This is a genomic window from Stenotrophomonas rhizophila (assembly GCF_003651185.1).
Classification (GTDB): domain Bacteria; phylum Pseudomonadota; class Gammaproteobacteria; order Xanthomonadales; family Xanthomonadaceae; genus Stenotrophomonas; species Stenotrophomonas maltophilia_Z.
The window spans coordinates 1,180,157-1,201,098 of sequence record NZ_RCDC01000004.1 but is presented as its reverse complement, the minus strand read 5'-3'; the positions used below and the strand labels follow the sequence as shown (position 1 = coordinate 1,201,098).

23 protein-coding genes and 1 tRNA gene are annotated in these 20,942 nt (G+C 66.1%); 17 read left to right on the top strand and 7 right to left on the bottom strand.

Features of this window, described 5'->3' with window-relative positions; genetic code table 11:
- Nucleotides 1-8: 8 nt before the first annotated feature.
- On the bottom strand, nt 9-272 hold the full coding sequence (locus tag BCL79_RS05425; protein WP_121038367.1) for a hypothetical protein: 264 nt from the start codon (nt 270-272) through the stop codon (nt 9-11).
- The gene (locus BCL79_RS05420) at nt 272-568 is read right to left on the bottom strand and encodes a hypothetical protein (protein WP_121041160.1); all 297 of its coding nucleotides are present in this window, start codon (nt 566-568) and stop codon (nt 272-274) included. Before BCL79_RS05420 ends, BCL79_RS05425 begins: the two co-directional genes overlap by 1 nt.
- Nucleotides 569-975: 407 nt before the next feature.
- Here BCL79_RS05420 and thrS point away from each other — a divergent pair, with 407 nt between their 5' ends.
- From thrS to BCL79_RS05375, 9 genes are all read left to right on the top strand, one after another.
- Nucleotides 976-2,880: a threonine--tRNA ligase gene (thrS, locus tag BCL79_RS05415; RefSeq protein WP_121038364.1), complete on the top strand. Its 1,905-nt coding sequence runs from the start codon at nt 976-978 to the stop codon at nt 2,878-2,880.
- A gap of 48 nt (nt 2,881-2,928) precedes the next feature.
- Nucleotides 2,929-3,468, top strand: coding sequence for a translation initiation factor IF-3 (infC, locus tag BCL79_RS05410; RefSeq protein ID WP_172838068.1), 540 nt, complete (start codon nt 2,929-2,931; stop codon nt 3,466-3,468).
- A 436-nt stretch (nt 3,469-3,904) separates the two neighbouring features.
- Complete coding sequence (gene rpmI, locus BCL79_RS05405) at nt 3,905-4,102, top strand: 50S ribosomal protein L35 (RefSeq protein WP_017355265.1); 198 nt, start codon at nt 3,905-3,907, stop codon at nt 4,100-4,102.
- Nucleotides 4,103-4,112: 10 nt separating this feature from the next.
- Nucleotides 4,113-4,472 (top strand): 50S ribosomal protein L20, encoded by a 360-nt coding sequence (rplT, locus tag BCL79_RS05400; protein ID WP_017355264.1) that lies wholly within the window; start codon nt 4,113-4,115, stop codon nt 4,470-4,472.
- Between the two features lie 195 nt (nt 4,473-4,667).
- Nucleotides 4,668-5,663: a phenylalanine--tRNA ligase subunit alpha gene (locus BCL79_RS05395; RefSeq protein WP_019182705.1), complete on the top strand. Its 996-nt coding sequence runs from the start codon at nt 4,668-4,670 to the stop codon at nt 5,661-5,663.
- Between the two features lie 90 nt (nt 5,664-5,753).
- Nucleotides 5,754-8,135: a phenylalanine--tRNA ligase subunit beta gene (gene pheT, locus BCL79_RS05390; RefSeq protein ID WP_121038362.1), complete on the top strand. Its 2,382-nt coding sequence runs from the start codon at nt 5,754-5,756 to the stop codon at nt 8,133-8,135.
- Nucleotides 8,136-8,161: 26 nt separating this feature from the next.
- Nucleotides 8,162-8,461: an integration host factor subunit alpha gene (locus BCL79_RS05385; RefSeq protein WP_005410432.1), complete on the top strand. Its 300-nt coding sequence runs from the start codon at nt 8,162-8,164 to the stop codon at nt 8,459-8,461.
- On the top strand, nt 8,442-8,798 hold the full coding sequence (locus BCL79_RS05380) for a MerR family transcriptional regulator (protein WP_019182707.1): 357 nt from the start codon (nt 8,442-8,444) through the stop codon (nt 8,796-8,798). Before BCL79_RS05385 ends, BCL79_RS05380 begins: the two co-directional genes overlap by 20 nt.
- A gap of 67 nt (nt 8,799-8,865) precedes the next feature.
- Nucleotides 8,866-8,942, top strand: a tRNA-Pro gene (locus BCL79_RS05375).
- Nucleotides 8,943-9,169: 227 nt separating this feature from the next.
- On the opposite strand, the gene BCL79_RS05370 is transcribed toward BCL79_RS05375, so the two are convergent.
- On the bottom strand, nt 9,170-9,631 hold the full coding sequence (locus tag BCL79_RS05370) for an Lrp/AsnC family transcriptional regulator (protein ID WP_121038359.1): 462 nt from the start codon (nt 9,629-9,631) through the stop codon (nt 9,170-9,172).
- Between the two features lie 119 nt (nt 9,632-9,750).
- On the opposite strand from BCL79_RS05370, the gene BCL79_RS05365 reads away from it, so the two are divergent.
- The 8 genes from BCL79_RS05365 (at nt 9,751) to BCL79_RS05330 (ending at nt 18,425) form a co-directional block, all read left to right on the top strand.
- Nucleotides 9,751-10,368 carry a LysE family translocator gene (locus tag BCL79_RS05365; RefSeq protein ID WP_121038356.1) on the top strand — a complete coding sequence of 206 codons (618 nt, stop codon included), beginning with the start codon at nt 9,751-9,753 and terminating at the stop codon, nt 10,366-10,368.
- A 29-nt stretch (nt 10,369-10,397) separates the two neighbouring features.
- On the top strand, nt 10,398-11,243 hold the full coding sequence (gene panB, locus BCL79_RS05360; RefSeq protein WP_121038353.1) for a 3-methyl-2-oxobutanoate hydroxymethyltransferase: 846 nt from the start codon (nt 10,398-10,400) through the stop codon (nt 11,241-11,243).
- Between the two features lie 125 nt (nt 11,244-11,368).
- Nucleotides 11,369-11,893 carry an RNA polymerase sigma factor gene (locus tag BCL79_RS05355; protein ID WP_183073680.1) on the top strand — a complete coding sequence of 175 codons (525 nt, stop codon included), beginning with the start codon at nt 11,369-11,371 and terminating at the stop codon, nt 11,891-11,893.
- A gap of 5 nt (nt 11,894-11,898) precedes the next feature.
- Nucleotides 11,899-12,945: a FecR family protein gene (locus tag BCL79_RS05350; protein ID WP_121041158.1), complete on the top strand. Its 1,047-nt coding sequence runs from the start codon at nt 11,899-11,901 to the stop codon at nt 12,943-12,945.
- Nucleotides 12,946-13,105: 160 nt separating this feature from the next.
- On the top strand, nt 13,106-16,153 hold the full coding sequence (locus BCL79_RS05345; RefSeq protein WP_121038347.1) for a TonB-dependent receptor: 3,048 nt from the start codon (nt 13,106-13,108) through the stop codon (nt 16,151-16,153).
- A 73-nt stretch (nt 16,154-16,226) separates the two neighbouring features.
- Nucleotides 16,227-17,609, top strand: coding sequence for a hypothetical protein (locus BCL79_RS05340; RefSeq protein ID WP_183073679.1), 1,383 nt, complete (start codon nt 16,227-16,229; stop codon nt 17,607-17,609).
- Between the two features lie 84 nt (nt 17,610-17,693).
- On the top strand, nt 17,694-18,155 hold the full coding sequence (locus tag BCL79_RS05335) for a GNAT family N-acetyltransferase (RefSeq protein WP_259462107.1): 462 nt from the start codon (nt 17,694-17,696) through the stop codon (nt 18,153-18,155).
- Nucleotides 18,156-18,251: 96 nt separating this feature from the next.
- Nucleotides 18,252-18,425, top strand: coding sequence for a DUF1328 family protein (locus tag BCL79_RS05330; RefSeq protein WP_019182774.1), 174 nt, complete (start codon nt 18,252-18,254; stop codon nt 18,423-18,425).
- A gap of 94 nt (nt 18,426-18,519) precedes the next feature.
- On the opposite strand, the gene BCL79_RS05325 is transcribed toward BCL79_RS05330, so the two are convergent.
- The 4 genes from BCL79_RS05325 to BCL79_RS05310 all read right to left on the bottom strand — a co-directional run bounded on the left by BCL79_RS05325 (nt 18,520) and on the right by BCL79_RS05310 (nt 20,865).
- Nucleotides 18,520-19,290: a transporter gene (locus BCL79_RS05325; RefSeq protein ID WP_121038341.1), complete on the bottom strand. Its 771-nt coding sequence runs from the start codon at nt 19,288-19,290 to the stop codon at nt 18,520-18,522.
- Nucleotides 19,291-19,406: 116 nt separating this feature from the next.
- Nucleotides 19,407-19,823 carry a hypothetical protein gene (locus BCL79_RS05320; RefSeq protein ID WP_121038338.1) on the bottom strand — a complete coding sequence of 139 codons (417 nt, stop codon included), beginning with the start codon at nt 19,821-19,823 and terminating at the stop codon, nt 19,407-19,409.
- Nucleotides 19,824-19,861: 38 nt separating this feature from the next.
- Nucleotides 19,862-20,074, bottom strand: a complete 213-nt coding sequence (locus BCL79_RS05315; RefSeq protein WP_121038335.1) for a hypothetical protein — start codon at nt 20,072-20,074, stop codon at nt 19,862-19,864.
- Nucleotides 20,075-20,076: 2 nt separating this feature from the next.
- A complete protein-coding gene (locus tag BCL79_RS05310; RefSeq protein WP_121038332.1) occupies nt 20,077-20,865 on the bottom strand; it encodes a MipA/OmpV family protein in 789 nt (262 codons plus the stop codon).
- Nucleotides 20,866-20,942 lie beyond the last annotated feature (77 nt).

The following is a 20,942-nucleotide window of genomic DNA, read 5'->3' as shown; positions in this document are numbered from 1 at the left end:
TATCGCTCTCATTGCACCGCGCCGGTCAGGCGCAGCAGCCACAACAGGCCAAATCCGGCCAGGGCGGTCGCGCTCATCACGGCCCACGCCCGCATCCCGGTGCGGAAGCTGAAGGCCCAGATCGCCGCCAGCATCCACAGCGGAATGAAGGCGATCAGGCTGGGTACCAGTGCGCTCTGCCACGGCCCCGGCGGCAGCCAGGCGACCAGGCCGGTGGCCGCGGCCGCGACGAAGAACCCCGCCAGGAGGCCGGCGCCCGCGCGGGCCCACATCAGCGCATCACCTGTGCCGGGCGGTGCCAGGCAGCAAGCAGCGGCAGCAGAACCGCCACCAGCATCCAGCTGCACAGCATCACCACCACGCCGGTGGCGATGCCCAGATTGGCGATCCACAGCCACAGTGCCGCCACCGCAGCCACCAGACTGATCTGCCGGCCCAGCCGGCCGGCACGGCGCAGGCGCGGCCAGCGGCAGTGCGGTGAGGCGGCATACAGCGCCAGCGCCGAGAACGCCGAGCCGGCCAGCGCCAGGCTGCAGAAGCCAAGCGAGGTCAGGGCGACGGTGATCATCGGGCGGCCGCCGGCACGGGCGGCAGGGCGCGGCAGGCCGGGAAGGAAGCGGGGCAGGGCATGGGGGAATCCAATCGGCAAACCTGTCCTGGGCAGGACAGTAATCCGCGCATGGTAATCATTGCGGTTTGTGTGCGCCACACGGGCGCATTCAGGCGGTCCGGTCCCTCGGTCGCAGCGGCAGCGGCGCATTCATCGGCGGATTGGTTTAAGATCAGGGCATCTCTATCGAGGCAACAAGGTGGCCCGCGCCCTGCGCCGGTCTAGCGTGTGACATGAGCACTACCACCGCCCACCGCTGAACGCCCCCGACGGCCCCTGACGCAGGCGCCTTCGTGGCGCTTTTTTATTGCCTCGCCCCCGGATTCTCCAGGCCCCCTTGCGGGCCACCAGACCAAAGCACTCTCATGATCGCGATCACGCTCCCCGACGGCAGCCGCCGTGAATTCGAAAACCCCGTCAGTGTCATGGACGTCGCCCAGTCCATCGGCGCCGGCCTGGCCAAGGCCACCATCGCCGGCTCGGTCGATGGCGTGCTGGTCGATGCCAGTGACGTCATCGACCACGATGCCAGCCTGCGCATCATCACCGCCAAGGACGAGGAGGGCGTGGAGATCATCCGCCACTCCGCCGCCCATCTGGTCGGCCATGCGGTCAAGCAGCTGTACCCGGACGTCAAGATGGTGATCGGCCCGGTCATCGCCGAAGGCTTCTACTACGACATCTACTCCGAGCGCCCGTTCACGCCCGACGACATGGCCGCCATCGAAAAGCGCATGGCTGAGCTGATCGCGCAGGACTACGACGTCATCAAGAAGGTCACCCCGCGTGCGGAGGTCATCGAGATCTTCAAGGCGCGTGGCGAAGACTACAAGCTGCGCCTGATCGACGACATGTCGCCGGAGATCCAGGCCATGGGCATGTACTACCACCAGGAATACGTGGACATGTGCCGCGGCCCGCACGTGCCCAACACGCGCTTCCTGAAGGCCTTCAAGCTGACCCGCATTTCCGGTGCCTACTGGCGCGGCGATGCCAAGAACGAGCAGCTGCAGCGCATCTACGGCACCGCCTGGGCCGACAAGAAGCAGCTCGAGGCCTACATCAAGCGCATCGAAGAAGCCGAAATGCGCGACCACCGCCGCATCGGCAAGCAGCAGGAGCTGTTCCACCTGCAGGAAGAGGCGCCGGGCCTGGTGTTCTGGCACCCCAAGGGCTGGGCGCTGTGGCAGGTGGTCGAGCAGCACATGCGCCGTGTGTACCGCGACAGCGGCTACGGCGAAGTGCGCTGCCCGCAGATCCTGGATGTGTCGCTGTGGCAGAAGTCGGGCCACTGGGACAACTACCAGGAAAACATGTTCTTCACCGAATCGGAGAAGCGCACCTACGCGGTCAAGCCGATGAACTGCCCGGGCCACATCCAGGTGTTCAACCAGGGCCTGCACAGCTACCGCGATCTGCCGATCCGCTACGGTGAGTTCGGCTCGTGCCACCGCAACGAGCCCTCCGGTGCGCTGCACGGCATCCTGCGCGTGCGTGGTTTCACCCAGGACGACGGCCACGTGTTCTGCACCGAGTCGCAGATCGAAGCTGAAGTGACGGCGTTCCACCAGCAGGCGCTGGCGGTCTACACGACCTTCGGTTTCGACGAGATCCAGATCAAGATCGCGCTGCGCCCGGAAAAGCGCCTTGGCGATGACGCCACCTGGGACAAGGCCGAAGCCGCGCTGCGTTCGGCCCTGGGCAACTGTGGGGTCGAGTGGCAGGAGCTGCCGGGCGAGGGCGCCTTCTACGGCCCGAAGATCGAGTACCACCTCAAGGACGCCATCGGCCGTACCTGGCAGCTGGGCACGATGCAGGTCGATTTCATGATGCCCGGCCGCCTCGGCGCCGAGTACGTGGACGAAAACAGCCAGAAGAAGCACCCGGTCATGCTGCACCGGGCGATCGTCGGCTCGATGGAGCGGTTCATCGGCATCCTGATCGAGCACCACGCCGGTTCCTTCCCGTCCTGGCTGGCTCCGACCCAGGTGGTGGTGGCCAATATCACCGATGCGCAGGCTGAATACGTCAGCGAAGTGCGGAAAACCCTTGCAGATCAAGGCTTCCGCGTGAACGCCGATTTGCGCAACGAGAAGATCGGATATAAGATTCGCGAGCATACGCTGCAGCGGGTCCCGTACCTGCTGGTGGTTGGCGACCGTGAGAAGGAAAATGGCGCCGTGGCCGTGCGTACGCGCTCTGGCGAAGATCTGGGCAGCATGTCCGTCCAGGCCTTCATCGAGCGGTTGCAGGCAGAACAGTCCGTGTAAGAAAGTCCCGGCCCTGCGGATGCTCCGCGATGGGCCGGTTTGATTCCTCTGGGAGATTGCAATATCAGTACCCCTGACAACAAACAGAACCGCAAGAATCAGGAAATCCGGGTGCCGCGCGTCCGCGTGATCGGCAGCGACGGAGAGATGATTGGTGTGTTGACGCGTGACGAAGCGCTGTCGATGGCCGAAGACGAAGGTCTGGACCTGGTCGAGATTCAGCCGCAGGCTGATCCGCCGGTGTGCAAGATCATGGACTTCGGCAAGTTCAAGTTCGAAGCGCAGAAGAAGGCCAACGAGGCCAAGAAGAAGACCAAGCAGGTCGAGATCAAGGAAGTGAAGTTCCGCCCGGTCACCGATGAAGGTGATTACCAGATCAAGCTGCGCAAGATGCGCGGTTTCCTGGAAGAGGGCGACAAGATCAAGGTCAACATCCGCTTCCGTGGCCGTGAAATGAGCCATCAGGAACTGGGTCGCGAAATGGCCAGCCGGATCGAAGGTGATCTGGGCGAGGACATCGTGATCGAGTCCCGTCCGCGCCTTGAAGGCCGGCAGATGGTGATGATGATCGCGCCGAAGAAGAAGTAACCGGCCATCGGCCCCAGCCCGGACGGGCGGGGCGTAGCGCCGGGCCATGCCCGGCTGCCGGCGCCGCCGGCGTCGAGTGCTTCAGATTCGCGTTACAAGGCACGGGCGCCTTTTCAGGCGCCTGCTGCCGTTTGCCCTGGCCGCAGCCTCTGCGGCCCGTCCGGCGGGCGTTCCACGCCTGCCGGCACCGGTAAACACCCGCCCAATCAAGCGTTTGCAACTGCCTGGATTCACGGGCATAATGGGCGGCCCCGTTTTGCGGGGGTGCTGTTTTGAACGGTTTCCCGCCCCACAAAGGCACGCTGTTTCAACGGCAAACAGGACCGGCCTGGTTCCCATAGGGGATCCCGGGCTTACAAGCAGGCAAGGGCACGGACGGAAAGTGTGGCAATGCCACCGCCCTGGTCAGTGACAAAACATCATCAAGGACATAGCAATGCCCAAGATCAAGACCAACCGGGCGGCGGCCAAGCGCTTCCGCAAGACCGCGTCCGGCAAGTTCAAGGCTGGCCACGCCAACCGTAGCCACATCCTCACGAAGAAGTCGACCAAGCGGAAGCGCAATCTGCGTCAGACGAACCATGTTCGTGCAGAAGACGCAGGCCGTTTGAACCGTATGCTTCCCTACCTCTGAGGACTGACCCATGGCACGAGTAAAGCGTGGCGTACAGGCGCGTCGCCGCCACAAGAAAATTCTGACCCTGGCGAAGGGTTACTACAACGCTCGCCGCAAGGTCTTCCGCGTTGCCAAGCAGGCCGTGATCAAGGCACAGCAGTACGCCTACATCGGTCGTAAGCAGAAGAAGCGCAACTTCCGTTCGCTGTGGATCACCCGCATCAACGCGGCTGCCCGCATCAACGGCCTGAGCTACAGCCGTTTCATGAACGGCCTGCTCAAGTCCGGCATCACCCTGGACCGTAAGGTTCTGGCTGACATCGCCGTGCACGACGCAGCTGGTTTTGCTGCACTGGCCGAAAAGGCCAAGGGCGCACTGGCGGCATAAGTCCATTCCCCTGCCGTTGCCGTTCACGCGCAACGGCTGTGGGTAAGGCAAATGCATGGGGAAGGGCGCAAGTCCTTCCCCATTCTTTTTTGTGTTGGCGGTGGCCCTCCCGGTGCCATCGATCGACAGCGGTGGCGACGGGGGTCGGCCCGACGCGCATCGCGATGGCATACCGACGCGAGGCTCCGGCTATCCATGAGTGACATCCAATCCCTGACCACGCAGGCACTGGCCGACGTGGCCGCTGCCCAGAGCCCCGATGCGCTGGAAGCCCTGCGCGTGGCCCTGCTGGGCAAGAACGGCAGCATCACCGCCCAGCTCAAGCAGCTCGGTGGCCTGCCGGCCGATGAGCGCAAAGCCGCCGGCGAAGCCATCAACCGTGCCCGTGATGCGCTGACCAGCGCGCTGGGTGATCGCAAGACCGTGCTGGAAGACGCTGCGCTGGACGCGCGCCTGGCCGCCGAAGCGATCGATATCACCCTGCCGGGCCGTCGCGAAGAGCGCGGTGGCCTGCACCCGGTGACCCGTACCCTCGAGCGCATCACCGAGATCTTCGGCCGCCTCGGTTACGAGCTCTCCGAAGGCCCGGAAATCGAAGACGACTGGCACAACTTCGAAGCGCTGAACTTCCCGCCGCACCACCCGGCGCGCGCGATGCACGACACCTTCTATTTCGGCGATGGCCGCCTGCTGCGCACGCACACCTCCGGTGTGCAGGTGCGCTACATGGGCGAACACGCACCGCCGCTGCGCATGATCGCGGCCGGCAAGGTGTACCGCAGCGACAGCGACCAGACCCATTCGCCGATGTTCCACCAGGTGGAAGGTCTGCTGGTCGATGAGCACTCCACGTTTGCCGATCTCAAGGGCACGCTGTCCGAGTTCGTGCGCGCGTTCTTCGAGCGCGATTTCGAGATGCGGTTCCGTCCCAGCTACTTCCCCTTCGTGGAACCCGGCGCGGAAGTGGACATCGCCTGGCAGCAGCCCGATGGCAGCACCCGCTGGCTGGAAGTGCTCGGCTGCGGCATGGTCCACCCCAACGTGCTGCGCAGCGTCGGCATCGATCCGGAACGCTACACCGGCTTCGCCTTCGGCCTGGGCGTGGAGCGCTTTGCGATGCTGCGTTACGGCGTCAACGACCTGCGCGCGTTCTTCGAAAACGACGTGCGGTTCCTGAAGCAGTTCGCGTAACAGCGGAACCGCCGGGCTGCCCCCGGCGCGACGTCGCACCACCATTCATCACGGCCCAGGCGCCTGCGCCGGGTCCACTAGGGTGACACCATGAAATTCTCTGAAAACTGGCTGCGCAGCCACGTCCCGACCACCGTCTCGCGCGATGAACTCAGCGCGGTGCTGACCGCCATCGGTCTGGAAGTGGAAGCGGTCGATGCGCTGGGCGATGGCCTGCAGCATGTGGTCGTGGCGAAGATCATTTCCGCCGAACGCCACCCCGAAGCCGACCGCCTGCAGATCTGCCAGGTCGATGCGGGGCAGGGCGAGCACCTGCAGATCGTCTGTGGCGCGCCGAACGCGCGCCCGGGCCTGGTCGCGCCGCTGGCGATGGTCGGCGCGCAGATCGGCGATCTGAAGATCAAGCCGGCCAAGCTGCGTGGTGTGGAATCCAACGGCATGCTGTGCTCGGCCAAGGAACTGGGTCTGGACACCGATGCCTCCGGCCTGTTCGAACTGCCGGACGATGCGCCGGTCGGCCAGACGCTGGTGGAGTACCTCGGCCTGCCCGACGCCAGCATCGAGATCAAGCTGACCCCCAACCGCGCCGACTGCTTCAGCATCCGCGGCATCGCCTTCGACGTGGCCGCCGCGTGCGCCAGTGAAGTGGTGCCGTTCGACGCCGCGCCGGTCGCCGCCGTGGGCACGCGTGAGCTGACGATCCAGCTGGACGCCGGCGCCGAAGCCCCGCGGTACGTCGGCCGCGTGATCGAAGGCGTCAACGCCCGCGCCGCGACCCCGCTGTGGATGGCCGAGCGCCTGCGCCGCAGTGGCGTGCGCCCGGTCTCGCTGCTGGTGGACGTCACCCAGTACGTCATGCTGGAACTCGGCCAGCCGATGCATGCCTTCGATCTGGGCACCCTGCAGGGCAGCATCGGCGTGCGCCGTTCGCGCGCGGGTGAAACCCTGAAGCTGCTCGACGGCCGCGACGCCGCGCTGGACGACAGCTTCCTGCTGGTCACCGACGCCGATCGGCCGATCGCGCTGGCCGGCCTGATGGGCGGCTTCGATACGCGCGTCACCGACGACACCACGAACGTATTCCTGGAGGCCGCGCATTTCGCGCCCGCCGCGATCATGGGCCGGGGCCGCAAGCTCGGCCTGCACACTGATGCCGGCCACCGCTTCGAACGCGGCGTCGACCCGGTGCTGCCGCGCGCGGCGATCGAGTACGCCACCCGCCTGATTCTGGACCTGGCCGGCGGCACGCCTGCGCCGGTCACCGAGGCCGTGCGCGAAGCGGACCTGCCGGCGACCGCCACCATCGGTCTGCGCCGCGCCCGTATCGCGCGCGTGCTGGGCATCCAGATCGCCGATGCTGATGTGGAGCGCATCCTGCGCGCGCTGGGCATGGAGGTGGCCGCGACCGCCGATGGCTGGCAGGTCACCGCGCCGAGCCGTCGCTTCGATATCGCCATCGAAGAAGACCTGATCGAAGAGCTGGCCCGTATCCACGGCTACGAGCAGATCCCGACCACGCTGCCGGGCGGTGCCTCGCGCGTGGCGATGCCGACCGAGACCCGCCTGGACGACCTGAGCGTCCGTCGCCAACTGGTCGCCCGCGATCTGCAGGAAACCATCAACTACGCCTTCGTCGATGCCGCGTTGCTCGCGCAGTGGCAGCTGGACGAGGGTCTGGTCGCGCTGGCCAACCCGCTGTCGGCCGAACTGGCGGTGATGCGTCCGTCGCTGCTGCCGGGCCTGGTCGCCACCCTGGGCCGCAATGCCGCCCGCCAGCTGGGCCGCGTGCGCCTGTTCGAACTGGGCCGCGTATTCCATCAGCAGGCCGGCGAAGGCCAGCCCGCGCCGCTGGAAACCCAGCGCGTGGCCGCCGCGATCTGTGGCGATGCCGACACCCAGCAGTGGGGTCTGCCGACCCGCAAGGTCGATTTCCACGACCTCAAGGGCGACCTGGAATCGCTGGCCGCGGCCAGTGGCGCGGAGCTGGCGTTCACGCCGTCGCAGCGTCCGTATGGCCACCCGGCACGGTCGGCCGAGGTCTCCCGTGACGGCGTCAGCCTGGGCTGGATCGGCCAGATCCACCCGCGCCTGGCCAAGGCCATGGAGATCGACGTGGACGTGTTCGCCTTCGAGTTGGACCTGGCGCCGTTGGCCGCCCGCGCGCTGCCGCGCGCGACCGAGCTGTCGCGCTTCCCGTCGATGCGCCGCGATCTGGCCTTCCTGGTGCCCGAGGCCGCGGCCTGGGCCGACCTGGAAGCCACCCTGCGCCGCGCCGTCGGGCCGCTCCTGCGGGAGGTCACCCTGTTCGACCGGTACGTCGGCCAGGGGGTCGAGCCGGGGTTCAAGAGTCTCGCTATGGGCTTGATTTTGCAGGACAAGTCGCGCACTCTGACGGACCGCGACGTGGATGCGGTGGTGGCCGAGGCGGTCTCTGCCATGGAGCGTGAACATCACGCCCGGATCCGCGGTTGAGCGGGAAGCATGGGGGATAGCAGGCAATGGCATTGACCAAGGCGGAGATGGCCGAAAAGCTGTTCGACGAAGTCGGTCTGAACAAGCGCGAAGCCAAGGAATTTGTCGACGCGTTCTTCGATGTGCTGCGTGAAGCATTGGAACAGGGACGTCAGGTGAAGCTGTCCGGCTTCGGGAATTTCGACCTGCGGCGCAAGAACCAGCGCCCGGGTCGCAACCCCAAGACCGGTGAGGAAATTCCGATTTCCGCCCGTACGGTGGTCACCTTCCGTCCGGGCCAGAAGCTCAAGGAAAGGGTAGAGGCATATGCTGGATCCGGGCAGTAACCGAGAACTTCCGCCGATACCGGCCAAGCGCTACTTCACCATCGGTGAGGTCAGCGAACTGTGCGACGTCAAGCCGCACGTGCTGCGTTACTGGGAAACCGAGTTCCCCAGTCTCGAGCCGGCCAAGCGCCGCGGCAACCGCCGCTACTACCAGCGCCACGACGTGCTGATGGTCCGCCAGATCCGCGGCCTGCTCTATGAGCAGGGCTACACCATCGGCGGCGCGCGTCTGCGCCTGGAAGGTGCCGATGCGCGCGAGGAATCGGCGCTGAGCAACCAGATCATCAAGCAGACGCGGATGGAACTGGAAGAAGTGCTGCAATTGCTGCGCCGCTGAACCATTTTTCACGCAAACCCGTTATACTCGTCGGCCCGCTGAGAGGCGGGGACATTGCCAGCATCATCGGGGCGTAGCGCAGCCTGGTAGCGCATCTGCCTGGGGGGCAGAGGGTCGTCGGTTCAAATCCGGCCGTCCCGACCAATGTTGGTGATTCGATCAAAGGCTTGTGCAGCGATGCGCAGGCCTTTTTTCTGTTTGGGCTGCTGTCGGTTGCCGGTCATACCGCAGCCCGATCAACGTGGCGATCGCCTTGGCGTTGTCCGGTTGCGCGGGTGCCGTCGGTGCGTAGTACGCCGGTCGCACATTTCTTCCGGCGGGTCATTCGCCGTTGGATGCAGGCCGCGATTTGAGGGTATAACGCCGTTGCCTCAATGCCCGTGCAACGGCAGCGGCCGGTCGATCACCACGTCCTTCATCACCAGGGTAGAGGTCAGCCGTTGCACGCCGGGCAGGGCAGAGAGGTGTTCGTCGTAGAGCTGACGGAACGCGGCCAGGTCGCGGGTGATGACGTGCAGCAGGTAGTCCGGATCGCCGAACAGACGCTGCGCCTGCAGCACCTGTGGCACGTCGGCCACCGCGTGTTCGAAGGCGTCCACCGCGCGGCGGTCGCCGTCGCGCAGGGTGATGAACACCAGGGCCGAGAACTTCAGGCCCAGGGCGGCGGGATCCAGCTCGGCGCGGTAGCCGCGGATCGCGCCGGACTGCTCCAAGGCACGTACCCGGCGGTGGCAGGGCGAGACGCTCAGCCCGATGCGCTCGGCCAGTTCGGTCACGGTGAGGCGCCCGTCTTTCTGCAACTCGGCAAGAATCCGCTGATCGATGATGTCCATGCGCAAGAGTTTCCTCCTGATGCGCATTGCAGGGCAAGTATTTGGAAGCACATTCCAGAGTCGTGGGAATATTCTTCCGTCTGGCACGCAGATCGCGGCAAGACCGCCCTTTGGACCCCATGCAACCCAGCGTCATCGTCGCCTTCTGGGCGGTTTCGATCCTCTTCGTGCTCACCCCCGGTGCGGATTGGGCGCATGCGATCGCTGCCGGCCTGCGCGGGCGGGCGGTGGTGCCAGCGGTGGCCGGGCTGCTGTCTGGCCATCTGCTGGCGATCGCGCTGGTCGCTGCGGGCGTCGGCGCGATGTTCACCCAGGCGCCGGTCGCGCTGCACGTACTGACCGTCCTGGGCGCGTTGTATCTGCTGTGGCTGGGCATCGGGCTGCTGCGCCATCCGCCGGTGGCCGCAGCGGACGATGCGGGAGCGGTGACGGGGTGGCGCCACTGGGCGGTCAAGGGCGTCTGTGTCAGCGGGCTCAATCCCAAGGTGCTGTTGTTGTTTCTGGCGCTGCTGCCCCAGTTCATTTCCGCCAGCGCGGCATGGGCGATGCCTGTGCAGATCATCGCGCTGGGCATGGTGCACCTGGTCAGCTGCGCGGCGGTCTATCTGGCCGTCGGGTATGGCGCCGGTGCCGTGCTGCGCACGCGCCCGCGTGCATCACGCGTGGTCGGCCGCGTCTCGGGCGCCGCCATGATCCTGATCGCCGTGCTGTTGCTGAGCGGAACCGGCACACTCTGACCCCACGTTGTCCCCACGAGGATCCTGGCATGACCGAACAGCTCCATCCCTACGCGACGCCGGGCAGCGCCCCGGCCCCGGCACCGCGCGTGCGTATTCCGCATCTGCAGCAGATGAAGGAGCGCGGCGAAAAGTGGGCCATGCTCACCGCCTACGACATGTACACCGCGGCGATCTTCGAAGACGCCGGCATTCCGGTGCTGCTGATCGGCGATTCGGCGTCCAACAACGTGTTCGGCAACGACTCGCTGTTGCCGGTCACGGTTGATGAGCTGATGCCGCTGGTGCGCGCGGTGAGCCGCTGCACGCGGCGGCCGCTGGTGATCGCCGATCTGCCGTTCGGTTCCTATCAGGCCTCGCCGGAGCAGTGCTTCCACACGGCGGTGCGTTTCATGAAGGAAGGCGGGGCCCACGCGGTCAAGCTGGAGGGCGGCATCGAAATGGTGCCGCAGGTGCGCAAGCTGGTCAGCTGCGGCATCCCGGTGATGGCGCACATCGGCTTCACCCCGCAGTCGGAGCATCAGCTGGGTGGCTTCCGCGTGCAGGGGCGGGGCGAGGATGGCGCACGGCTGATCGAGGAAGCGCGCGCGCTGGAGGCTGCAGGTGCCTTCGCGGTGCTGATGGAAATGGTGCCCGGCGCGGTCGCTGCACAGATCACCGCCGCGCTTAGAATTCCGACGGTGGGCATCGGGGCGGGCAGCGATTGCGATGCACAGGTGCTGGTCTGGCAGGACATGGCGGGGCTGCGCACCGGCAAGCTGCCGCGCTTCGTGAAGCAGTACGCGGATATGCACGGCTTGCTGCAGAAGGCCGCGCGTGAGTTCGCGGAAGAGGTGGGGGCAGGCACGTTCCCCGGCCCGGAACACACGTTCTGATCGACGCACGTACCGCCTGAGGCGCGTGTCCACGGTATCGCCGCGCGGCGATACCGTGTCGCCTGCGTCATCGAATCGTCATGCGAGCCACGTACCTTCGCCGCACCTGGGGGCGAGGTGGGATCGTGGCCGAACACGCAAAACGGCGTTTGGCGCGCATGTTTCAGGAACAGGGGCCGGTGCTGAGGGGATTCTTCACCCGCCGCGGTGCGCGTCAGGATGCCGAGGACATGGTGCAGGAAACCTATCTGCGCCTGCTGCGCGCACATGAGGATCAAGGCGAGGCGATCGCCAATCCGGAGGCCTACCTGTTCACTGTCGCGCAGAATCTCGCACGCGAGCAGGCCGCGCGCCGGCGCTGGTTGATGCTGCCGATCGATGATCTTGAGAACCTCACCACGCTGTTGACCGGCGAGGAAACCGTGGAAGACGCCGCCGAGCGTGAGCAGCGCCGCACGCACCTGCAGACGCTGCTGGGCACCTTGCCCGAGCACACCCGCGCTGTGCTGGTGATGCAGTATCGCGATGGGCTCAGCTACAAGGAGATCGCCGAGCGGCTCGGCGTGTCCTCGCACATGGTCAAGAAGCATGTGGTGCGCGGGCTGTCCGTGTGTCGCCGTGCGCTGGCCGGTCATGCGGAGGCGTGGTGAGCGAGATGCCCGCCCCACGCCCGTCCCTCGCCAACGAGGCCGCGCACTGGCATGCGCTGCAGCGCCAGGGCGGGGTGACCCCCGAGCAGCAACGCCAGTTCATGAAATGGCTGGTGACCTCACCCGCACACCTGCGCGAGTACATCACGGTCAGCCGCGTCGCCAGCGAGCTCAGTGATGCGCTGCGCGGCATGGCAGTGGATCTGGATGCACTGATCGCCGCCGGGCCGCCGCCCGCCGACCACAACGTGGTGGCCTTGCCGGTGCGGCGACGCCCTCCACCGCCCGCGGCCTCCCGTGCGCCGCGCCGGCACCTGCCGGGCATCGCCGCAGCGGCCGCGTTGCTGCTGGGTGTCGTGTTCGTAGGGCACATGGCGTGGCCACAGACCCGGCACTATGTGGCGGAGCACGGCGCACCACAGCGATTTACGCTGCCGGACCACACCGTCGTGTATCTGAACGCGGAAAGTGAATTGTCGATCCGCTTCACCTTGTTGAGCCGCCGCGTGGAGCTGTCGCGCGGGCAGGCCAGCTTTGTGGTGGCCGAGGAACGCCGTCCCTTTGCCGTGCATGCGGCCGGGCTGGAGGTGCGCGATATCGGCACGACGTTCGACGTGTCGCTGCGGCGCGAGCAGGCGCGGATCGAGGTGGCCGAGGGCAGCGTGCAGATCCGCGGCGACTCGGGCCAGGGCCGGCTGCTCGCCGATCTTCGCGCGGGCCAGAGTGCCTACATCGACTACCGCGATCAGACCGTCAGCCTCCGCCAGCAGCATGCGGACACGATGACCGCCTGGTGGCGTCGCCGCGTGGTGTTCCAGGATGAGCCGCTGCGCGAGGTGGCCGAGCAGTTCAATCGCCTCAACCGCGTGCGCCTGCAGGTGGACGACGATGTCGCCGGGGCACTGCGACTGACCGGCAACCTGCGTGGCGACGATCTTGCATCACTTCGTACCTTCCTCGATCAGCAGCCATCGCTGCGCACGCGCGTGGTCGACAAACAGATCCACGTGAGCAGCCGAGCAGCGGCGGAAACCAGCGCGAAACAACAGTAATTGCACTATCCGCGCGTCATCGCGCGGCGCACATCGAGCGGCTGTCAAAAAAAATTCATCGAAATGCCGGTGCCCGATCCTCGCCCTGCGCCCTCGTAGTCCAGGCAAGCGCGAACGATTCCGTCTCGCGACGCTCATACCACCCCACTGGACTTCTACGATGCGCCGCATTCTTTTCCTTTCGATCGCTCTTGCCCTGCAGAGCGCCGCCGTCACCGCCACCGCGCAGGAGACCCGCGTGGCCAGCGAGGCGATTCCCGCCCAACCGCTGGACCGTGCACTCAACGATCTCTCGCGCCAGACCGGCCTGCAGTTCGTCTACAACGCGCAGCAGGCCGGCAACCCGCGCACCCGCGCGATGCCGGCGGGGCTGGCCCCGCAGCAGGCACTGGAGCAGCTGCTGGACGGCACCGGCCTTCGCTATCGGTATCTCAACGACACCACGGTGACCATCGAAGCACGCAGTGATACCGCACCGTCGGGAACATCCGCCGTGCCCGTCGCCACATCGGCCCTGGCATTTGAAGCGGCCCCCGCAGCGGAAGGCGCCGGCCTGCAGCAGCTGGAGCGCATCGACGTGGTGGGCAGCTACAGCCGCAGCCTGGAGCAGGCAGTGGACATCAAGCGCGCCACCATCGGTTTCTCCGACTCGATCGTGGCCACCGACGTGGCCGACTTTCCCGAGCAGAACCTGGCCGAAGCCCTGCAGCGCATGCCGGGCGTGACCATCGAGCGTGACAAGGGTCTGGGCAGCCGCGTCAACGTGCGTGGCCTGCCATCGGAGTACACGCATGTCTCGATCAACAACCTGGCCACGGCATCGGGCAGCGGTGGTCGCGATATCGAATTCGACATCTTCGCCTCGGAGATCATCCAGCAGGTCACGGTGCTGAAGTCGCCGACTGCGGCGGATGAGGAGGGTGGCATCGCCGGCTCCGTGCAGATCTCCACCGCACGCCCGTTCGACTACACCGGCCGCAAGCTGGTGGCGTCGGTGGAAGGGGCGCACAACTCGATTTCCGAAGAGGTGGACCCGAAATTCTCTTTCCTGGCCAGCGACACCTGGGGCGACTGGGGTGGCCTGGTGTCCTTCGCCACGGCCAAGCGCAGCAACCGCACGGACGCGACGTCGGGCATCAACTTCCGCCCCATGTCGCGCTTCCTTGGTGCCTCGGGCACGCGCGGCACGCAGGCCGCCGCGGTGCTGGCACGCGATGCCGGCGTGGTGGTCAAGAACCGCAACAACACCGATGAAAGCAACCTGATCGTGTTCCAGGACAAAGTGGGCGACCGCGTGTTCGTCAACGACCAGGACAAGTGGGGTGCCACCGCATCGCTGCAGTACAAGCCGAGCAGCCGCTTCAGCCTGACTTTCGATGCGATGCGCGGCGGCTACGACACCACCGAAGACGAGTACGACGCGGCGGCATATTCGGCGTCCAGCCGAAGCACGCTGGAGACCATCCATGATTACGACGCCAGCACGCTGTCGCAGTACGGCATCGTGGTGCTGCGCGATGTGTCCTACACCGCCACCCAGCACGAGATGCTGAGCAAGGAGCGGATCAACAAGACCGATTTCAGCCAGTACAGCGTGGCAATGGATTGGCAGGACGACACCTGGGGCGTGGATGCGATGGTCGGTTACTCCGGCGCCGACAAGACGTTGGATGCCAGCAACCTCAAGCATGTGGCCTACGCGCCCTCGCGGACCCGCTGGACCGGCAAGAGCGGGGAGACGATTCCCAGCGCCAACCCGGCCAGCATCGACATGTACAACGCCTCGGACAAGTACCTGTTCGAAGCGTATGAGACGACGCTGGAGAAGGTCAGCGATGACAAGTATGCCGCCCAGGTGGATGTGACCAAGGCGCTGGAACTGGCCTTCCTGCCGGCGCTGCGCAGCGTGCAGTTCGGCGCGCGCTACACCGACAAGTCCAAGCAGCGCGAGTATGGCGAAGCCAAGATCTACGGGCCGGGGGCGGGTGACAACAGCTGGGTGAACAAGCGCACCCTGGCCGACAGTCCGCTGCAGTCGATTGCCGATATCGTGCCGGGCGGTGGCTATTCGGTGAAAGACCTGGACTGGAAGATGGTCTCCAACGACTACGCACGCAGTGCGTTCCGCTATCCGGGCTTCGCAACGCCGTTTGATCCGGGCCAGTACTACCGGGTCGACGAGAACGTGACCAGTCTGTACGCGATGACCGACATCGGCTTCGATGTGGGCCGCGTGCCGGTCTCGATCAACGCCGGCGTGCGCTATGTGGATACCTCGGTGCAGTCCTCCGGCTTCCACCCGATCCAGCGGGCAGATGGCACCACCGGCTATACCGACACGCCCGTCTCGCGCAAAGGCAGCTACAACGATCTGCTGCCGAGCCTGAATGCCACTGCCGAACTGGCCGAGGGCCTGGTGCTGCGGGGCGCCGCCTCCAAGACGTTCATCCGCCCGGCGTTGACCGACATCGCCTACAAGCGCACCGCCAGCTGGAGTTCGTTCCGCTTCACCGATGGCAACGCGGATCTGCAGCCCACCTATGCCAAGCAATGGGAGCTGGGTCTGGAGAAGTACCTGGACAACGGCGGGCTGCTGGCGGCCTCGTACTTCCACAAGAAGATCGACGGCGTGGTGATCAATGCGCTGACCGGCGTGGTGCCGGATGTGGCGGTCTACAACGCCAACGGCTCGCTCAACGGCACCTATGATTTCGACGTGTACCAGCCGATCAATGCCGACGGCACCTATGTGGTGAAAGGCGTCGAGCTGATCGCGCAGCTGCCGCTGAGCATGCTGCACCGTTCGCTGGAAGGCTTCGGCATCAATGCCAACTACACGATGCTGGACAGCTCGCTGGCCGGCGAATCCGATCTGGGCGTGAGCACGCCGATGCCGGGGCTCTCGGAGAAGTCATACAACATGACCGTCTACTATGAGAACGACCGCTTCGACGCGCGCGTGTCGTACAACCACAAGGGAGAGTACGTCGAATCGATCGGCTACAACATGTACCCGATCTGGCGCGATGACTACGGCCAGCTGGATGTGTCGATCGGCTACCGCCTGACCGACAGCATCAAGCTCAGCCTGAAGGGCATCAACCTGACCAACCAGGCGACCACCGGCTACACGATGGATCCCGCGTTCCCGACGATGTACGAGCGCTCCGGCCGCCGGATCAGCCTCGGCCTGCGCGCGGACTTCTGAGCCACCTTCGCGGTGCATCCGGAGGCACGTGCGCGTGCCCCGGATGCGGCTGCCCGTTTGTGAGGAACATACGATGCGACATGTTTTCTTCCTGCCGCTTGTGGCGGTGCTGGCGTGGCCGGCGGTCTCGCAGGCTGCCGATGACGATGCCGGCCGCAGCTGGCAGGCTGGCGACCACCATGTCCACAGCGAGTGGAGCGTGGATTGGGATCGCAGCACCACGCCGCCCACGCCGATCCGTGGTGGCGACTCGTCCTACACCCGCACCCATAACGCCCAGCAGGCGCTCGCCAATGGGCTGAGCTGGATGGTGCATACCGATCATGGCGGGCCGGGGCATTCGGCGGTCACCCGGGACCATGCGTGGCCGGCGCTGCTGGAGGCCCGGCGCGAGGTGCCCGGACTGATCCAGTTCAATGGCATGGAATTCGACGTGCCGGCCGGCGAGCACGCCTCGCTGATCATCGCCCCAGGCCCGGATGAGCGAGAGCAGCTGGTCGCGATCGAACGCGATTACGGCCGCAGCGAGCCGCTGCAGGGAAGCCGCGACGACGGGCAGACGATGCTCGATGCACTGGCCCACATGCGGGCGCTGCCGGCACCGCCGCTGATGTTCATCAATCACCCCGCGCGCACTGCCACCGCCATGGGCCGGTGGGGCGACGTCGAGCCCGATGAGCTGCGCGCCTGGCATGCGGCTGCACCGCAGGTGCTGGTTGGTATGGAAGGCGCGCCGGGCCATCAGGCCACCCGTGTCCATCGCGGCCTGTATCGCAACGCGGATGCACCGACCCTGGGAGGATTCGACCAGATGACGGCAACCGTCGGCGGGATCTGGGACACGCTGTTGTCCCAGGGGCATCGCTTCTGGATCACGGCCAGCTCCGATTCGCACGTCAACCAGCGTGATGGCGGCAGTGACTTCGATCCGGGCCAATACAGCAAGACCCATGTCTGGGCGCGGCAGGACGCCGAGGACATCCTTGATGGCCTTCGCCACGGGCGCATGTTCGCGGTGACCGGCGATCTGATCGATGCACTGGAGCTGCGGGTGACTGCGAACGACGACGAGGCACGTAGCGCCACGATGGGCGGCACGCTGTCGATGTCGCCTGACGCCTCCATGCGCGTGGAACTGCGGGTGCGTGTGCCGGCGTCAGTCAATCACGCTGGCCAGCCCCCGGTGCTGGATCACGTCGAGCTGATAGTGGGCAGCCCTGGAAAAAGCGATGCTCCTGTTATGCAGACGCGTGTATTCCGCGCCAGTGACTGGCAAGTGGACGGCGCATGGCGAACGGTATCCTGGGTGTTGCCGGCGCCTGCACAGGGCGGATTCGTTCGTGTACGCGGCAGCAGCACCCCTGAAGTGGCGCCGTTGCCCGATGTGCCAGGCGAAGATCCCTGGCAGGACCTGTGGTTCTATTCCAATCCCGTGTTTGTCGAGGTCGCGCGCTGAGTTGGCGTCGATCCGGTGGTGAGTCGTGCGCGGCTGCAGATCATCGAGGTAGAGTGATCGCTTACCTCATGGACGCGGAAGGAAATGCATATGGCGGTACGAGCGTTGTTGGCAGCCGATCTCGAACAGGCCAGCCGTGTGTGCATGGCCGCCTTCATGGGGGCGGTGGCGGAATCACTGCCCCCCCTTGGGATCGAGACCTTTGCCCGTATCGCCTCGGTGGAGGGGTTCCGCGCGCGCATGGTGCAGGACAATGTGATGCTGGCCTACGCGCAGGAGGATCGGCTCATCGGTATCGCCGAGCTCAAGGAAGGCCGTCACGTGGCCATGCTGTTTGTCGACCCGGCGGCCCAGCAGCAGGGGGTCGGCAAGGCCCTGATGGCGGCCATGATCGAGCAGGCGCGTGTGGAGGTGCTGACCGTGAGCGCGTCGCTCTCGTCGGTACCCGCCTATGAGCGCTATGGCTTTACCTGCACAGGGGAGGCAGCGGAATCTTCCGGGCTGCGCTACCAGCCGATGGAAATGCGCGTGGCGCCGGGCGCCTGACTTCACGCCGTTCAGTCGGCGCGTTCACGAAGGTGAGACAGTCGGCTGGCTACCGTGGAGTCCTGTCATTCAACCCGATTCGGGGAAAGGATCATCATGATCAAGTGGGCCATCATTTTTGCCGTCATCGGCCTGATCGCCGGTGCCCTCGGTTTCGCCGGCATCGGCGGCGCTGCGATCGGGATCGCCAAGTTCCTGTTCTGGGCGGGCATCATCATCGCTGTGGTGCTGTTCGTGCTGGGCATGACCATCGCCAAGAAGGTGACCTGACCCGCCGCGCCAAGACGTTGCGGTTCCAGACAAAGGCCTGCGCGGTTTCGTGCAGGCCTTTTCGTTGGCGATGCAGCAGGGTGCCCCGCAAACCTCACTCGAAATACACCGACACCCCAAGGCCAGCCTGCGTGTCCGGGCTGTCGTCATCCAGCCCCACATCGAATGAGGCATCCAACTGGACCGTCGGGGTCACCATCCAGGTGATGCCTGCGCCGGCAATCCCGGTCGAGGGCTCGCCGTGGGTGTCGGTGAAGCCGGCCTCCAGATAGGTGCTGACGGTATCGGTGGCGGAGAAGCTCAGGCTCGGCGCCCAGCTGACGCTGTCCTCGCTGGCACCGCGGGTCACATTGGCGTACAGCGCGCCTGTCCAGCGATCATCGAAGCTGTACTCATAGCTCGCACCCAGCGCGTACTGCGTGGCGCCCTCGCTGAAGTCGCGCGAGCCGGTGGCGAACGTGGTGCTGGCCAGCAGCGCCACGGCGTGCTTTTCCGAGGACAAGGGCAGGGCGAACTTCAGGCCGAGGCCCAGGTCTCCAGCACCGCGGCTGTGCTCGGCCGGTGCATCGCGCGGCGCCACCCGCAGGTGGTTCCAGGGCGAGGTGAAGGCCTGCAGTTCGAGATGCTCGACCAAGCCGATCCGGAGATTGATGTCGGCGCTGTACTGCGTGCTCAGCACGCCCGCGCCGTCGCGGTCGCGGCTGAAGCTGGGCAATCCCGCCTCCAGCGCGACGCCACCGCGGGGCAGTGTCGAGGCGGCGAAGCCGATGCCGGGGCGGTCGAAGGCGAGGTCCGGCGGCGCGTCCCGTTGGGCGTGCACGGCATCGCAGAACAGCAGGGACAGCAGCAGGGCCGAACACCGCATGGGCACGCTCCGGGCCGGCCGATACCGGCATCAAGAAGCAGTCAGCCTGCCTCTTGGCCGGAATGTAGCACGGTGATTCCGGCGGTCATGTGCAGGTGTCGGTGGCGTTTCGTCACTCAGTGCGTCGGCCGGGTCATGGCGATGAGGGCATCGCGCACGCGCTCGGTCGCGGCTTCCGGCGTGGCGTCACAGCCGAGCACGCAGGCGCGGAGCAGGAACCCATCGGCGGCGTGCCGTGCAGCGGTCAGCTGCGCATCGCGACGGTCCAGCGGATGCTCGCGCAGCACCGTATCCAGCCACGACCGTCGCGCAGTGATCCATTCACTGTCGACCTGGTGCGGGCGACACGCGGGACTGATGGTGCGCCCGATGTCGAACAGCTCGGCGATGTAAGCCCGTGAGAACCGGCCGTGGGCCTGGCTGTCGCGGTCCATGCGGTGCAGGATCGCGCGGTGGAGATTGGCCACGATCGTGTGCGCGGCGAGGTCATCGTTGGCTGCTTGCAGCAGCGGGGTATCGGTTGCGTTGTGCATTCGCGCCTCCAGGACACCGGTAGGGGAAAAACGAAGAATCAGCCGCGCGGCAGGACCGGATCACCCTGCCGCAGCAGGGTGTCCAGCAGCGCGACGACGCGTTCACCCTGGCCCTCACAGGCCAGTTCGAACGTGGTCTGCCCGTCGAGCGCGGGCAGTGGGGAATGCAGAATCCATTCAAGAACGGCGGCGCGGTCCGGTTCGATCTGCAAGGCCAGATCCGCGACACGACGTACGATTCCCTGACGCATGATCAGAATCCGTAACTGAGGGAGAGCGCGGCGGTATCCATGTGGTCGCCACGGGTCATCGGGCTGTCGCGCACGGCATCGGCCAGCGAGGTGCGGCGGATCGACGCGGTCGCGGTCCAGCGCGGCCCCAGCGGCATCACGGCGGCAATGTCCATGTAGGGCGACACACCGCTGCCGGACGAGTAGCGCGCCAGGCCGCTGCGTGCCGCTTCGCGCTCACTGACGCCGAAGTAGTAGTCGTTGAGATCGGCGCTGGTGTAGGTCACGCCCACCGCGGGCATGAAGGTCACGCGGCCGGCCGGGATCGGGTAGGCGTACCGGGCATCGGCCGAGAAGCCGCCGCCGTGTCCGGTGACTTCCGCCTGCGCATTGGCCTGCAGTACGCCCCATTCGGCCTGGTGCCGCCAGGAGACGCCCAGCATGCCGGACAGGCTGCGGTTGTCGAGCTGGCGCAGTTGCGGGTCGTGGCTGTCGCGGCGCTTGAAGCGCATCACGTACGGCGAGGCGGTCAGGGCAAGCTCGGACCGCGCGGTCTGGTGCAGCCGATAGCCCACGCTGCCACCGCGGAAGAAGAACGAACGGCCTTCCCAGCTGACGATCGGGGCGGCTAGACGATCGGTGTCATAGCCGGCATAGGGGGCCTTGAGCGCCACGACGGCGATGCCGATGCTGCTTTTCCTGGCGCCCTCGGGCGCATCAGCCGCCTGCGCACTGGCGGCGGTGAATGCACTGGCCAGGGCCAGGCCAAACAGGGGAAGGGAAGGGCGCGGGGAACGAAAACGGACGTGCATGGACCTGCCGAGGGGGAACAACCGGAGTGTCATGGTGGGCGCCCTACATTGTCGGAACGTTACGTCCGGCTGCGCGG